Annotated in this window: 11 protein-coding genes; 8 read left to right on the forward strand and 3 right to left on the reverse strand. The window is 65.7% G+C overall.

What is annotated here, in order from left to right; translation table 11 throughout:
* Position 1 precedes the first annotated feature (1 nt).
* From BH683_RS24815 to purH, 7 genes are all read left to right on the forward strand, one after another.
* Complete coding sequence (locus BH683_RS24815; RefSeq protein ID WP_168187118.1) at positions 2-838, forward strand: CoA ester lyase; 837 nt, start codon at positions 2-4, stop codon at positions 836-838.
* A gap of 20 nt (positions 839-858) precedes the next feature.
* Positions 859-2,478 carry an AMP-binding protein gene (locus BH683_RS24820; protein WP_084838940.1) on the forward strand — a complete coding sequence of 540 codons (1,620 nt, stop codon included), beginning with the start codon at positions 859-861 and terminating at the stop codon, positions 2,476-2,478.
* The gene (locus tag BH683_RS24825) at positions 2,475-4,424 is read left to right on the forward strand and encodes an acetoacetate--CoA ligase (RefSeq protein ID WP_084838941.1); all 1,950 of its coding nucleotides are present in this window, start codon (positions 2,475-2,477) and stop codon (positions 4,422-4,424) included. Before BH683_RS24820 ends, BH683_RS24825 begins: the two co-directional genes overlap by 4 nt.
* Positions 4,425-4,745: 321 nt before the next feature.
* The gene (locus tag BH683_RS24830; protein WP_143696127.1) at positions 4,746-6,014 is read left to right on the forward strand and encodes a DUF5336 domain-containing protein; all 1,269 of its coding nucleotides are present in this window, start codon (positions 4,746-4,748) and stop codon (positions 6,012-6,014) included.
* Positions 6,015-6,243: 229 nt separating this feature from the next.
* A complete protein-coding gene (locus BH683_RS24835; RefSeq protein ID WP_084838943.1) occupies positions 6,244-7,740 on the forward strand; it encodes a DUF6350 family protein in 1,497 nt (498 codons plus the stop codon).
* Positions 7,741-7,838: 98 nt separating this feature from the next.
* Positions 7,839-8,429, forward strand: a complete 591-nt coding sequence (gene purN, locus BH683_RS24840) for a phosphoribosylglycinamide formyltransferase (RefSeq protein WP_246833587.1) — start codon at positions 7,839-7,841, stop codon at positions 8,427-8,429.
* Entirely contained in the window at positions 8,426-10,006 is a 1,581-nt protein-coding gene (purH, locus tag BH683_RS24845) for a bifunctional phosphoribosylaminoimidazolecarboxamide formyltransferase/IMP cyclohydrolase (RefSeq protein ID WP_084838944.1), read from the forward strand. Before purN ends, purH begins: the two co-directional genes overlap by 4 nt.
* Before the next feature lie 80 nt (positions 10,007-10,086).
* Here purH and BH683_RS24850 read toward each other — a convergent pair whose 3' ends face one another.
* Genes BH683_RS24850 through BH683_RS24860 form a run of 3 tightly spaced genes read right to left on the reverse strand, consistent with a single transcriptional unit; the run spans position 10,087 to position 12,770 of the window.
* Complete coding sequence (locus tag BH683_RS24850; RefSeq protein WP_084838945.1) at positions 10,087-10,992, reverse strand: MetQ/NlpA family ABC transporter substrate-binding protein; 906 nt, start codon at positions 10,990-10,992, stop codon at positions 10,087-10,089.
* 60 nt (positions 10,993-11,052) lie between these two features.
* A complete protein-coding gene (locus tag BH683_RS24855) occupies positions 11,053-11,769 on the reverse strand; it encodes a methionine ABC transporter permease (RefSeq protein WP_084838946.1) in 717 nt (238 codons plus the stop codon).
* Complete coding sequence (locus BH683_RS24860) at positions 11,766-12,770, reverse strand: ATP-binding cassette domain-containing protein (protein ID WP_084839008.1); 1,005 nt, start codon at positions 12,768-12,770, stop codon at positions 11,766-11,768. The genes BH683_RS24855 and BH683_RS24860 overlap by 4 nt, the downstream gene beginning before the upstream one ends.
* Before the next feature lie 237 nt (positions 12,771-13,007).
* Between BH683_RS24860 and BH683_RS24865 the strand changes: the two genes are divergently transcribed.
* A complete protein-coding gene (locus BH683_RS24865; RefSeq protein WP_084838947.1) occupies positions 13,008-14,837 on the forward strand; it encodes a long-chain-acyl-CoA synthetase in 1,830 nt (609 codons plus the stop codon).
* Positions 14,838-14,844 lie beyond the last annotated feature (7 nt).

Genomic DNA, 14,844 nt, shown 5'->3' on the forward strand with positions numbered 1-14,844 from the left:
GGTGACGAACTGGAGCCCACCCGGTCCGGCGATCTTGTTCTGCCCGGCCGACCGTCCGGAGCGATACGCCAAGGCCGCCGAGCGGGCCGATGCCGTCATCATCGATTTCGAGGATGCTGTTCGCGCCGAGGCCCGTGATGAGGCCCGCGAGGCGCTGATCAGCACGCCGATCGATCCGAACATCACCATCGTGCGGATCAACTCGGCGGGCACGGGCGATCACTTCAGAGACATCAAAGCGCTCGCACAGACCGACTATCGCGTGGTGATGCTGGCCAAGGCGGAGAGTGCCGAGGAAGTGGCCGGAGTCGGCTACCAGGTGATCGCGCTGATCGAGACGCCGACCGGTGCCATGCATGCCGACGAGATAGCGGCGGCACCCAACTGCATCGGACTCATGTGGGGCGCCGAGGACCTGGTCGCCTCCATGGGCGGGCGCTCGAGTCGTTTCACAGCCGCCGAGGACAACACCGGGCGCTATCGCGATGTGGTGCGTCAGGTCCGGGCGATGGTCCGGCTGGCGTGCGCCACCCATGGCCGCTTCGCCATCGACTCGGTGCACATCGAGATCGCCGACACCGACGGTCTGCACGCCGAGGCGCTGGACGCGGTGAACCTGGGGTACGAGGCCACCGCCTGCATACATCCTTCGCAGGTCGAGATCGTGCGCTCGGCGTATCGCCCGACCGAGGGTGAGGTCAGCTGGGCCAGGGAGGTTCTCGAAGCAGCGGAGAACAATCCCGGGGGTGTTTTCAGGGTGGGGAATCAGATGATCGATTCGCCGTTGCTCGGTCAGGCAGAGGCGATCATGCGCCGGGCCGGGTCCATCGGCACCTAGAACAACCAGGAGCGTCGAAGATGAGCGAGTTGTCGTACACCGAGGGCGAGGCCACCCCGCCACTGCTGACTGTGACCATCGGGGAGTCGCTGCGGCAGACCGCAGAGAAGTTCGCCGGAAACGACGCGCTGGTGGACGTTCCGACCGGGCGTCGTTGGACCTATGAAGAGTTCCGCGAACAGGTTCGTGCGCTGGCCGCCGGGCTCGCGCGCAGAGGACTCGTCGCGGGCGATCGTGTGGGCCTGTGGGCCCCGAACTGCGCGGAATGGGTGCTGACCCAGTACGCCACCGCCGAACTCGGATTGATCCTGGTCAACCTGAACCCGGCCTACCGGCAGACCGAGATCGAGTTCGCCCTGAACCAGTCCGGTGCCCGCACTGTGATCGCGGCTCCCGAATTCCGTGGCGCCGATTACGCCGGAATGCTCGCCACCGCGCTCGAGAAGTGCCCGGAGTTCGAGGCTGCGGTGCTCCTCGGTTCGCCGGAATGGGCCGAACTCATCTCGACACCAGAGGAATCGGAACTCGCAGAGCTCGACGCCGCGGCGTCCGCTCTGTCGCCGGAGGACCCGATCAACATCCAATACACTTCTGGCACGACGGGAAATCCCAAGGGCGCCACTCTGTCCCACCGTAACATCCTGAACAACGGCTACCTCGTCGGTGAACTCTGCAACTACACCGACGACGATCGTATCTGCATCCCGGTGCCGTTCTACCACTGCTTCGGCATGGTGATGGGCAATCTCGCAGCTACCACCCACGGTGCGGCAATCGTGATCCCGGCGCCGGGATTCGATCCGGCCCTGTCGCTCAAAGCTGTTGCCGCGGAGAAGTGTACGAGTCTGTACGGGGTGCCGACGATGTTCATCGCCGAACTCGCGCTGAGCGATTTCGGCGACTACGACCTGAGCAGTCTGCGCACCGGGATCATGGCGGGCTCACCGTGTCCGGCCGAGGTCATGCGGCAGGTCATCAACAAGATGCACATGTCCGAGGTGTCGATCTGCTACGGCATGACCGAGACATCGCCGGTCTCTACGCAGACCCGGGCCGACGACACCTTCGAGCGACGGGTGGGGACGGTCGGCCGGGTGGGTCCACACCTGGAGATCAAGGTCGTCGATCCGGTCACCGGCGAGACCGCGCCACGGGGCGAGACGGGCGAGTTCTGCACCCGCGGCTACAGCGTGATGGTCGGTTACTGGAACCAGCCGGACAAGACCGCGGAGGCACTCGACACCGACGGCTGGATGCACACCGGTGATCTCGCGGTGATGGACGCGGATGGATACGTACAGATCACCGGACGGATCAAGGACATGGTCATCCGGGGCGGAGAGAACATCTACCCCCGCGAGATCGAGGAGTTCCTCTACACCCATCCCGACATCCTCGACGCCCAGGTGATCGGCGTCCCGGATGAGAAGTACGGCGAAGAACTGATGGCCTGGATCAGGCTCCGTGACGGCGTCACCGCCTTCACGGCCCAAGATCTCCGAGAATTCGCCGACGGCAAGGTGGCCCGGCACAAGATCCCGAAGTACGTGCACGTCGTCGACGAGTTTCCGATGACGGTGACCGGCAAGGTCCGGAAAGTGCAGATGCGAGAGCAGGCTATCGGCATACTCGAGGGGTGACGACAAGCGCGATCGAAGATTTTGCCGCCCGCGTCGGCGCCGAGCGCGGCCTCGATCTCACCGGTTATGAGGCGTTGTGGCAGTGGTCGATCGAGCACCCCGAGCAGTTCTGGCGCGACGTGTGGAACCGGTATGCGATCACCCCGTCCGGCGGTACGGAATTGGGGGAGTCCGACGAGGACATCCTGGCTGACCCGGCCATGCCCGGCGCTCGCTGGTTCCCGGGAGTGTCGCTCAACTATGTGGACCAGATCCTGACCCACACGGACCTCCCGGGTGCTGCCATCGTCGGGCTGACGGAGGACGGCGGGCGAACCGAGATCGCCTGGTCAGAAGTCGCGCCGCAGGTGGCGGGGGTCGCGGCGACGCTGCGGGAGTTCGGTGTCGGACGTGGTGACCGGGTCGTCGCCTATCTGCCGCACGTGCCCGAAGCCGTGATCGCGTTCCTCGCAACGGCCTCGCTCGGTGCAGTGTTCTCCGGCTGCGGGCAGGACTATGCGCCGGAGGGAGCCGCCGGCCGGCTGGCCCAGCTCGAACCCACGGTGCTGGTGTGGGCTGACGGGTATCGGTACGGCGGAAAGTGGATCGACAAGCGCGGTGACAGTGCCGAGTTGGCGGCGATGCTCCCCACGCTCGCGGGTCAGCTCGTGGTGCGGGTCGGTGACGGCGAGTCGGCAACCACCGCAACCGAGTTCACCGCGGCGACGAGCCGGCCGGCAGACCTGATCACCGAACCGGTGCCCTTTGACCATCCGCTCTGGGTGCTGTTCAGCTCCGGCACGACCGGTAAACCCAAGGGCATCATGCACGGCCACGGCGGTGTGCTGCTCGAGCACCTCAAAGCCGTTGGCCTGCACGGCGACATGGACTCCGGTGACGTGTTCTTCTGGCAGACCGCCTTGAGCTGGATGATGTGGAACTATCAGGTCGCGGGCCTTCTCGTCGGGGCCCGTATCGTCTGTTACAGCGGGCATCCCCTCTACCCCGACGCCGATCGGCTCTGGCAGGTCGTCGAGTCGGAGCAGGTCAGTTACTTCGGGACGAGCCCAGGACAACTGCAGGCGTCTCGCAAGGCGAACCTCGATCCTGGTTCCGATCATGACCTCGGAGCGCTCCGCACCATCGGCAGCACAGGTTCGACCTTGGCTGCAGACCTGTTCGTGTGGATCGACGACCATGTGCGGCAGGGAATCCCGGTGTCGTCGATCAGTGGTGGTACCGATGTGGTCACCGCATTCGCGGGCGGATCACCGGGCATCCCGGTTGTTGCGGGAGAACTGTCGGTCCGCTACCTCGGGGTGGAGTTGGAGAGCTGGAGTCCGGATGGCACACCTCTGGTGGGGGAGGTGGGCGAGATGGTGATCACCACCGCGATGCCGTCGATGCCGGTGGGATTCTGGGACGACCCCGACGGCGAGCGCTACCGCGCGGCCTACTTCGACCATCAGTGGTCTGACGGACCGAGGCCCGGTGTGTGGCGCCATGGGGACTGGGTGACGCTCACCGAGCGGGGTTCGATCGTGATCCATGGACGGAGCGACGCGACCCTGAATCGCAACGGGATCCGGATGGGATCCGCGGACATCTATGAGGTCGTCGAGGGGATCGACCAGGTCGCAGAGGGGTTTGTGCTCGGCGTCGACGGCCCCGGGGGTGCCTACTGGATGCCGCTGTTCGTCACGCTGACACCGGGGTCGAACCTGGACGACGCGCTGATCGCCGAGATCCGGTCGGAGATCCGTGCCCGGCTGTCACCGCGACACGTGCCCGACGAGGTGATCGTCGCACCCGGCATCCCTCACACGCGGACCGGGAAGAAGCTGGAGGTCCCGGTGACGGCAATTCTCGCCGGACGATCCGACGTCGCGGTCGATCCCCGCTCGGTCGACGACCCGGAGCTGCTGGGGTGGTTCCGCGAGCGCGGCGCCGCACACAGCTGGAGCTGAAACCCGTGGCTGTTACGCCCAATGCGCGCCAAATCGTTCACATGCTGCCGGCACACGTGATCGGATGGCTCGATGGGCATCGGGACCCGGTGCCGCCGACCTCGTCGTAGACCAGTCGGCTGCACGCGTCGGTACCCGGTGTCGCATGCATCGTCCACGCCACCAACCGTAGTTCCGACAGATGACACGAGGACCGTGGACAGACCACGTCGCGGCGAAATCGGACCTTGTCGCCACAGCCGCATGTACTAGCGTGGTGCCCGACGAACAACAGGTCCGTGAATATCGATTGGGACTACACCCTCGAACGCAGGAGTGAACATGAGCTATCAACCCGGCGGGTCCGGCTACGGTTCGCAGCAGCCTTACCAGGGCGGCCAGTACCCCGGCGCAGGACAACCCGAAGCTGGCGGGCAGACGTACAACCAGGGATACGGCCAGCAGGGCTACGGTCAGCAGCCGTCCGCGGGGCAGCAGGGCTACGGCCAGCAGCCCGCTTCCGGACAGCAGGGATACGGGGAGCAGCCGGCTCAGGGTTACGGTCAGCAGGGCTATGGCCAGCAGGGTTACGGTCAGCAGCCGTCCGCCGGGCAGCAGGGGTACGGTCAGCAGCCCGCGCAGGGTTACGGCCAGCAGGGATATGGTCAGCAGCCGGCCCAGGGGTACGGCCAGCAGGGCTATGGCCAGCCCGCCGCCCGCGCGCCCCAGGGTCTGCCCGCGGCATTCGGGACCTACCTCATCTACGCACTCGGTGGCCTCGGGCTCATCAACTTCTTCCTCGGCTTCGCACCCGCCCTCGACGGCGACGAGGCACCGAACAACTTCGGCTGGTTCCCGGCCATCGGCCTGGTCGCCCTGGCCATCGCCGGCTTGACCGCCGCGACGACACTGCTGCCGAACCAGACGGCCAAGGTCAGCGGAGCGGTGGCGGTCACCTCCGTGGTCGCAGCACTGTTCCTGCTGTTCCATCTGATCACCGGCGTCGACATCTTCGGCGACTCCGCCATCGGGTTCATCCTGCTGCTCGTCTTCGGCTTCATCCAAGCCGCAGTCGCCGTGGTGTGGCTGTTGGTGGATTCCGGGATCATCAAGACCGGCCCGTCGGCTGCCGCGAGCTCCGCGGTGAGCACCGACACGGGATCGCTCAACACGGGAACACCGCAGACCGGACCCACCCAGGGTGCTGAGCAGAGCACGAGCTACGGCCAGGCCGGCGGCTACGGCTCCGCGTACGGCCAGCCTGCGACGGGGCAGTCCGCGCAGTCCGAACACAGTGGTGGCCACCAGGCCGCGGCACCCGGCCAGAGCAGTCCCGCCCAGAGCAATCCGTACGCGCAGGCATCGTACGGTCAGAGCAACACCCCGGACTCACCCGCGGTGGGTCTGGGCAAGGCTTCGGATTCGAATGCGTCCGACGCCACGACCGCTGTGCCGTCGAGCAGCCCCAGTACCCCGTCCGCATCAAGCACCCCGGGCTACGGCGCACAGCCGAGCACGCCGAATCCCTACGAGACCCCTGCCGCGGGCAGCAGTGCCGAGCAGAACCCGTACGGAGACCAGACGACGCAGTTCAAGTCGCCTGAACACTGAGAACAGAGTGATGCGGTACTGACCCGCACACACCATCCGGGCACCGTCTTCCGAGGAAACTCGGGCGGCGGTGCCCGTTCTTCTGTGATTGCGGTTACGTTGTGGTCGATTGCGCATCGACCGGCGCGCCTGACGTGCCGTTCGCCGGGCGAATGACACCCTGACAAGGGTGGCCAGCTCTACAGCGGAAAGACCTTCTGGAGAGAATCTCGCTGCGCGTCTGAGGGAGATGCGCCGATCGCGGCGCGCTGCCGAGGCCGGTGCGGCGGATTCGGCTCGTGCCCTGGTCCGGCTGGCATTCGGAACCACCGCCGCGACCCTGCTGCTGTTGGCGATCGTGGCGGCCATCATCTTGCTCGCCGTCGGAGACGGTCTCGGCAGCGTTCCGGCCACCGTCGCGTCGATGTGGCTGGGCATCCATCAGGTCCCACTGACAGTCGGCGACGTGACACTCGGCGTGCTGCCGCTCGCCCCGACCTTCGTGATGGCCGGGTTGACCGCCCGGGCGACTGCCCGCGCCACCGACATCGACCGCCCGCAGTCCGAGGTGACGGCGGTGGTGCTGTCCGCTGTCGGTGGGCCACTGCTGGCGACAATTCTCTCGCTCGCCGTCCTGATGGACGCATCCACCGTGATGACCGTCCAGAGTCCTGATGCGCTCCTGGCGTTCGCATGCACCTTTGTTCTCCACCTGACCGGCGCGGTGATCGGCGTCGGATACAAGTGGTGGTCGACGATCGTGGTGCGGCTCGGGTTGCCGGCGTGGGTGCTCAAAGGGGTGCGCTGCGGTGTGATCGCCGTGGTCGCGCTGCTGAGCGTGGCAGCGATGCTCGTGGCCGTCCGGCTGGTGATCAATTGGTCCGTGGCGGGCGAGTTGTTCGAGGCCGGTAACGGCTGGATCGGCGCCATCGGCCTGACCCTGCTCTCGGTGCTCTACCTCCCCAATGTCGTGATCGGCACGTTGGCCGCGCTGATCGGGGCGCCGGTGCAGGTAGGCGGCGCCCTGGTGGATCTGTTCGGCTCGCACGGCGGACAGGTGCCGCCGCTTCCGGTGCTGGCGGTGTTGCCCGACGGCGGCGCCGGCCGCTGGAGTGCGCTGCTGCTCGTCTTCGTCGCGATCGTGTCTTTCGGCGTCGCCCGGCTGTGTCTCGACCTGTCCCTCCTGCGCAACATCCGAATGGTCGCCGTCGCCGCCGCGACGTCGTCGCTGCTGGTCGTCGTGTTGGCGACGCTCGCCGGTGGGGATCTCGGCGTGCTGGGCGGCGTGGGTGTGAACCTTCCCGTGGCCGGTGTGTTCACCTTCGGCTGGGTGGCGGTGGTGGGTGCTGTGACGGCGCTCGGGTACAGCGCGTTGCCGGGGACCAGGCGTGCGAGGGCCGCCCTGGTCGGCAACCTCCATTTCGACGACGACCACGTCTCGGACGACACGTTCGAGGACGAGGACGACCACGACGAGGTGGCACCGGCTCCCGCGGAACCAGAGATCGAATACCGGCAAACCGCAGGTCACGTCCGCGACGCCGCCGGTGAGGTGGACTCTGCCCCCGTCATCGACGGCTGGGACGCCGACGACTGGGTTGTCGATCTCGAGTGGGAGGGGTCGACGCAGGATTCGGTCGAGGATGTCGCAGGCTGGGACGATGCCGGCACCGCCCCGATCGCGCCCGCTGTCGACGGGGAGGAACTGGTGTCCACCGACGACTTCGGTACCCGGCGAACCCGCTGAAGTCGGGGCCATTAGGCTCGAATCTGCCTCACCGGCACTTCATCTCCGACCCGAGTTCGAGGAGCCCAGCCCTGGACGCCATCCCGTCTGCCGAATCGCTGACCGTCGTGATCCTCGCGTCCGGCACCGGTTCGTTGGCCTCTGCGCTGCTCGATGCCGTCGAAGACGACGAGTATCCGGCGACCGTGGCGGCCGTGGTCTCCGATCGTGAATGCCCTGCCCTGAAATCGGCAGAGCGCCGCGGAGTGGCCACGACCGTCGTGCCGATGACCGACGACCGGGCCGAGTGGGACCGCGCCCTGGCCGACACCGTCGCCGGCTATCACCCCGACCTGGTGGTCTCCGCAGGTTTCATGAAGATCCTCGGCGCCGATTTCCTGGCCCGATTCGGTGGCCGCATCATCAATGCGCACCCTGCGCTGCTGCCGTCGTTTCCCGGTGCTCACGCGGTGCCGGCCGCCTTGGCGCACGGTGTCAAAGTCACCGGGTCCACCATCCACCTGGTGGACGAGGGCGTCGATACCGGACCAATTCTCGCGCAGGCGCCCGTCGCGGTGAATCCTGCCGACGACGAGATCACACTGCACGAGCGAATCAAGATGGTCGAACGGGTGCTGCTTGTCGCAGTGGTGCGTTCGATCGCCATCAAAGGTGTTGTCATCGAAGGACGAAAGGCCTACATCCCGTGAGTAATGACCTGCAGCGCAAGCCCTTTCGTCGTGCACTGGTAAGTGTGTACGACAAGACCGGGCTCGCTGAGCTGGCGAAGGGACTGCACGCCGGTGGCGTCGAGATCGTGTCGACCGGGTCGACGGCGAAGAAGATCGCCGAGGCCGGGGTCCCGGTGATCGAGGTCTCCGACCTCACCGGATTCCCCGAGGTCCTCGAGGGCCGGGTGAAGACACTGCACCCCACCGTCCACGCCGGAATCCTGGCCGACACCCGCAAGCCGGAGCATGTCGAGAAGCTCGCGGAGCTGGGTGTTGCAGCCTTCGAGCTGGTCATCGTCAACCTCTACCCGTTCTCCGAGACCGTAGCGTCAGGTGCAACCCCGGACGAGTGCGTCGAGCAGATCGACATCGGCGGTCCGTCGATGGTCCGCGGCGCCGCGAAGAACCACCCCTCGGTGGGTGTGGTCGTCGACTCCGGCGACTATCAGGCCGTGCTCGCTGCCGTCGAGGCCGGCGGGTTCACCTTGGACGAACGTAAAGCATTGGCAGCGAAAGCTTTCCGCCACACCGCCGATTACGACACCGCGGTCGCGTCGTGGATGGGGTCTGTGGTTGCTCCCGAGCCGGACAGTGACAATTCGACCTCGGCTTTCCCGGTCTGGATGGGCAAGACGTGGGAGCGGTCGTCGGTCTTGCGGTACGGCGAGAACCCGCACCAGAGCGCGGCGCTCTACGTCAGCACCTCCGATGCACCCGGGCTCGCGCAGGCACAGCAGCTGCACGGCAAGGAGATGAGTTACAACAACTACACCGACGCCGACGCCGCATGGCGTGCCGCCTACGACTTCACCGATCCGGCCGTCGCGATCATCAAGCACGCCAACCCCTGCGGCATCGCGGTGGCCGACGACGTCGCGGCCGCGCACCGCAGCGCACACGCCTGCGACCCGGTCAGTGCCTACGGTGGGGTGATCGCCGCCAATCGCCCGGTCAGTACCGAGATGGCCGAGCAGGTGGCCGAGATCTTCACCGAGGTGATCGTTGCGCCGGGCTTCGAGGACGGCGCCCTGTCGGTACTCACCCGCAAGAAGAACGTCCGGGTGCTGCTCGCACAGCCGCCGCAGCGCGCCGGGGTCGAGTTCAAGCCGGTGTCGGGCGGACTGCTCGTGCAGCAACGCGACATCCTCGACGCCGCCGGCGACGACCCGGCGAACTGGCAACTCGTGGCCGGTGACCCGGCAGACGACGCCACCCTCGCCGACCTCGTATTCGCCTGGCGGGCTTGCCGTTCTGTGAAGTCGAACGCGATTCTGCTCGCCTCCGACCGGGCGTCGGTGGGGGTGGGCATGGGCCAGGTCAACCGCGTCGACTCGGCACACCTGGCCGTGACCAGGGCCGGTAAGCGGGCAATGAACAGTGTGGGCGCGTCCGATGCGTTCTTCCCGTTCCCCGACGGTCTGCAGGTCCTGATCGATGGCGGTGTGAAAGCCGTTGTGCAGCCCGGTGGTTCGATTCGCGACAACGAGGTCATCGGTGCCGCGCACGACGCCGGGGTCACCCTGTATCTCACCGGCGCCCGGCACTTCGCCCACTGACCCCCCAAACCCGAAAGTGGTGGTTTCTGGCGAGTAAAACCCCAGGTGGGCCTCGCCATAAGCCACCACTTCCGGTGGGCCTAGATCGGTAGCAAGATGTTCTTCACCTGCGGGTCGGTCGCCAGGTACTCCTGAACGGCCGGGTCCTTGAAGACCTGGATGAGCTTCTTGATGTTCTCGGTGTCTTTCCATTTGCTGCCGATGGTCAACTGCCCGGCGAACTCGTCGGGCGCGGGCGGAGCAAAGATCTGCTTGTTTACGTCGATTCCGGCGGCGAGGTAGTACTCGGTGTAGCCGACGGCGGCGTCGAGATCAGGCAGGGCTCGCGACTGGGCTGCGAAGTCGAGCAGCTTGAACTGCAGGTTCTTGGGATTGGAGACGATGTCCTTCTGTGTCGCCTTCCATTTGTCGGCGTTCGGGTTCAACCCGATGAGGCCGGCACGCTCGAGCAACCAGAGGCCCTGGGCCTCGTTGGCGGGGTCGGAGTACAACGACACGGTGGCGCCGTCGGGTAGCTGGGCGGGATCGGAATACTTGTCGGACCAGATGCCGAACCCCCAGCGGAACACCGGCGTCGCGGCTTCCTCCTTGAAATCGGGGTTGGCTTCGAGAACCTGTCCGAGCCAGAGCTTGTGCTGGTAGATGGTGCCCGCGATCTCACCGTCGCTGACGGCCCTGTTGATGGTGGCGCTGTCGGCGAGGCCCTTGAACTTGATCTTCAGGTCGTAGTTCGGCGCGACCTTCTCGGCGATGAAGTTCACCAGGGCCTCTTCGGCGGCATTGCCCTCCGCGGTGGCGATCTCGAGGGTGGCACCGGCGGTCTCGTTGGGAGACTTGGAGTCCGAGCCGCCCCAGAAACGCCATCCGGCGAACGCCAGCACGACGACCACGATCACCCCGATCGCGATGTACAGGGGCAGACGTCTGCGTGACTTGATGTCGAACCCGCCGGGGTCTCCGGTGGGTCGTGGTGTGGTGGTGGTCATGGTTCTCCTCTGGTGGACGAAAATGGCAGAGCTGTGGGATATTTCGGCGGAAATCGTGGATCAGACGGGGGTGCGGGTGCGCAGGCTTTGTCCCGGCGTCAGATGGCGGACGAGCGCGTCGCCGATGATCTGAATCAGCGCGACGGTGATCACGAGGGTGACGATGGTCGCGATCATGACGCCGTGGTCGAACCGCTGGTATCCGTAGGTGACGGCGATGTACCCGAGACCTCCCGCGCCGATCGTGCCGGCGATGGCGGAGTACTCGATCATCGCGATCGTGTTGATCGTCAGTCCACCAACGATGTTGGGGAGGGCCTCCGGGATCTGGGTCTTCCAGATCACCTGACTGTTGGAGGCGCCGGAAGCCCGGGCCACGTCGATCACCGACGGAGGTACCGAGCGCAGAGAGTTCTCCACGATCCGGGTGAAGAACGCCACACCGGCGAGCGACATCGGAACCACGGCGGCCGGGATGCCGATGTTCGTGCCGGTGATCCACCTGGTGAGCGGGATGATGGACGTCATGAGCACCAGAAAGGGGAGGGAACGTCCGATGCTGATCACCCAGGAGAGAGGGGAGTGCAAGGCCTTGTTCTCGTACAGGCCCCCCGGGGCCAGGTTGTGAATGGTTGCACCCAGAGGCACTCCGACGAGCAGCACGATGACCATCACAATGGACACCATGGTCAGGGTGTCGACGAACGCGGGTATCAGTAGATCGGGGATCTCGTTGGTGGGAACCGTGATCGCGGCCAGGTGTGTGGTGGTACTCACGCGGCCACCTCGACCTGGGATGGTGTCGTGACCGAGCCGGCCAGCCCGTGGCGGGCGGCACTGTCGATGAATGCCGCAGCCACCTCGTCGGGGATCGATACCGTGACCGAGCCGATCGACACCCCTTCGACGACCTGCACGGCGGCTCCGAGCACGGCGACAGGAGTGGCCAGTTCGGCGCTGATGCGGGTGATCCAGTCGGCCGGTACGCTCGCGGAATTGTAGGTCAACTCGACGGACCGCTGGCCGGGCCCGGGGTCCGCGGATGTCCCGCGAGGCCGCAGCGATCGACCCAGCACCGAGGTCGAATCGGTGAGAAGGTCGACCAGCAAACCTTTTTCGACGATGCGACCAGAATCGAGCCTACCGACGCTGTCGGCGACCTTCACGATGGTGTCCATCTCGTGTGTGATGAACACGACGGCGAGATCCAGTTCCTGTCGAACTTCGCGCAGAAGCTCCAGGAACGAATCGGTGGTCTGTGGATCCAACCCGGACGTCGCCTCGTCGGACAACAACACCGATGGGCGTAGCGCGAGGGCGCGGGCGATGCCGACCCGCTGGCGCTGACCACCGGAGAGTTGATGTGGGTACAGGGTTGCGCGATCGGTGAGACCGACCCGATCGAGGAGTTCGTTCACCCTGCTCCGGGTCTGGACCTTGGTGACGCCCAAGAACTCCAGCGGCAGGGCCACGTTCTCGGCCGCCGTGCGGCGCGACAGCAGACTCGACGACTGGAACACCGTCCCGATACGTCGGCGGGCATCACGCAATGCGCTGCTGCCGAGTTCGGTGAGGTTCTGGTTGTTCACCACCACCTTTCCGGACGTCGGCCGTTCCAGCAGGTTCAAACAGTGTGCGAGCGTGCTCTTTCCGGCGCCGCTGGGGCCGACGATGGCGAAGATCTCTCCGGGGTCGACTGTGAAGCTCACGTCGTCGAGAACGGTGGTCGCCGCGGGGCCGGAGCCATAGATCTTCCCGAGCTTTTCTACTTCGATCACGGAGGGTGTCTTTCTCAGCAAGTGGTCCGACGCCAGGCGCGGCGGTACGCCAGTCATCCTGGCCACCGGCTGCGGATCGGGACACCTTTGCGATCAGTGTGACCGCAAGTGGACGGGTGCTCATAGCGGTCCGAGGGTCGATTGAACTGAAAAGAACCTGATGTCATTTCCTCTGCGTTAGGGTTGCTCCACGGTGCGGATGGGGCTCGGTAGTCGCCGGACACAGGGGAGCGCAGAGTGATCAGCAAAGCAGCGGGCAAGGTCGGCGAACACGGCGCCGAGGAGGCAGGTCGTGAGGAATCCGGTCACACGGTAGGGGTCCGCGACCTGCTCTCCGGCATCGCGGAGATGCGACACGATCTTCCGTCGATCGCGCGAAGTCTGCCCGCTCTGGCCGATCACCGGCGATCGCGGAAGATGACCATCGGCAAACGATTCCAGCAGGTGGCGGCGGCCCACGCCGAGCGTCCGTTCCTGCGGTTCGCCGGCGAATCGATCTCGTACGCGGAGGCGAATCGGACGGTCAACCGGTACGCGTCGCTGCTGTCTGCCCGTGGCGTCGGGGCCGGTGATGTGGTCGCGATCTGCTCACAGAACAAGCCCGGCATCGTGCTCGCCACGCTTGCCACCGTCAAACTGGGTGCGACGGCGGGCATGCTCAATTACAACCAGCGCGGCGAGGTACTGACGCACAGTCTCGGGTTGCTGAAGGCGACGATCTTGCTCGTCGACTCCGACGTCTGCGATGCGTTCGATTCGGTTCCCGAGGATGCGTTGCCGGCGACGACCCTGAGTTTTCTCGACCTTCACGAGGAATCAGCCGGCCTGTCCGATCGCAACCCGTCGATCACGGCGCAGCTGCCCGCTTCGACCACGGCGTTCTACATCTTCACCTCGGGTACCACCGGGATGCCGAAGGCGAGCGTGATGTCACACTCGCGGTGGCTCGCTGCGATGTCCGGAATCGGCGGTGTGGGAATACGTTTGAGAGAAGACGACACGATGTACGCATCGCTGCCGTTCTATCACAACAACGCGCTGACAGTGTCCCTCGCATCCGTGCTGTCCGGCGGTGCCTGCCTGGCCATCGGCAAACGATTCTCTGCCTCTACCTTTTGGGACGACATCGCCCTCAACAAGGCGACCGCATTCTGTTACATCGGTGAACTGTGCCGGTATCTGCTCGCTCAGCCGCCGTCGCCCGCGGACCGGGAGCACTCTGTTCGCCTGGTGGTGGGCAACGGTTTACGTCCGGGCATCTGGGATGAGTTCACGCAGCGGTTCGGGATCACGCGGGTGGTGGAGTTCTACTCGGCCAGCGAAGCGAACATCGGCTTCATCAACATGTTCAATGCGCGGAAGACGGTCGGGTTCTGTCCGCTGCCCTTCGCGATCGTCGACTACGATCCAGATACCGGTGAGCCCCTGCGTGGGGGAGACGGACGGTTGATCGAGCTCCCCAAAGGCGCTGCGGGACTGCTGGTGTCCAAGATCAGCGAGCGGGTTCCGTTCGACGGGTACACCGACCCCGAGGCGTCGTCGAAGAAGATCGTCACGAATGCTTTCAAAGACGGGGATCGCTGGTTCAACACCGGCGACCTCGTTCGCGGGCAGGGGTTTTCACACATCGCCTTCGTCGACCGGCTCGGTGACACCTTCCGGTGGAAGGGCGAGAACGTCGCCACCACGGAGGTCGAGAACGTGCTCGACGGATCCGGCCAGGTGGCGCAGTCGGTGGTGTTCGGTGTCGCGATCCCCGGGACCGACGGAAGAGCGGGGATGGCGGCGGTCACCCTTGGCACCGGCGAGTCGCTCGATACCAGAGCACTGGCCGACCACCTCAGTCGGCAGTTGCCCGGCTACGCCACGCCGCTGTTCATCCGGGTGGTCGAAGAACTGGCGCACACCTCCACCTTCAAGAGCGTCAAGGTCGCGTTACGGGACGAGGGTTACTCCGAGACCGGCGACGACGAGGTCTATGTGTTCGTCGGCGGTACCGACGGCTACGCGCCGTTCTACGACGGATACGTCGATGAGGTCGCTGCACGCAGCATGCCGCGCACGTAGCTCGTCG

Origin of the sequence: Williamsia sp. 1138, from assembly GCF_002095435.2 — a bacterium.
Classification (GTDB): Bacteria; Actinomycetota; Actinomycetes; order Mycobacteriales; family Mycobacteriaceae; genus Williamsia.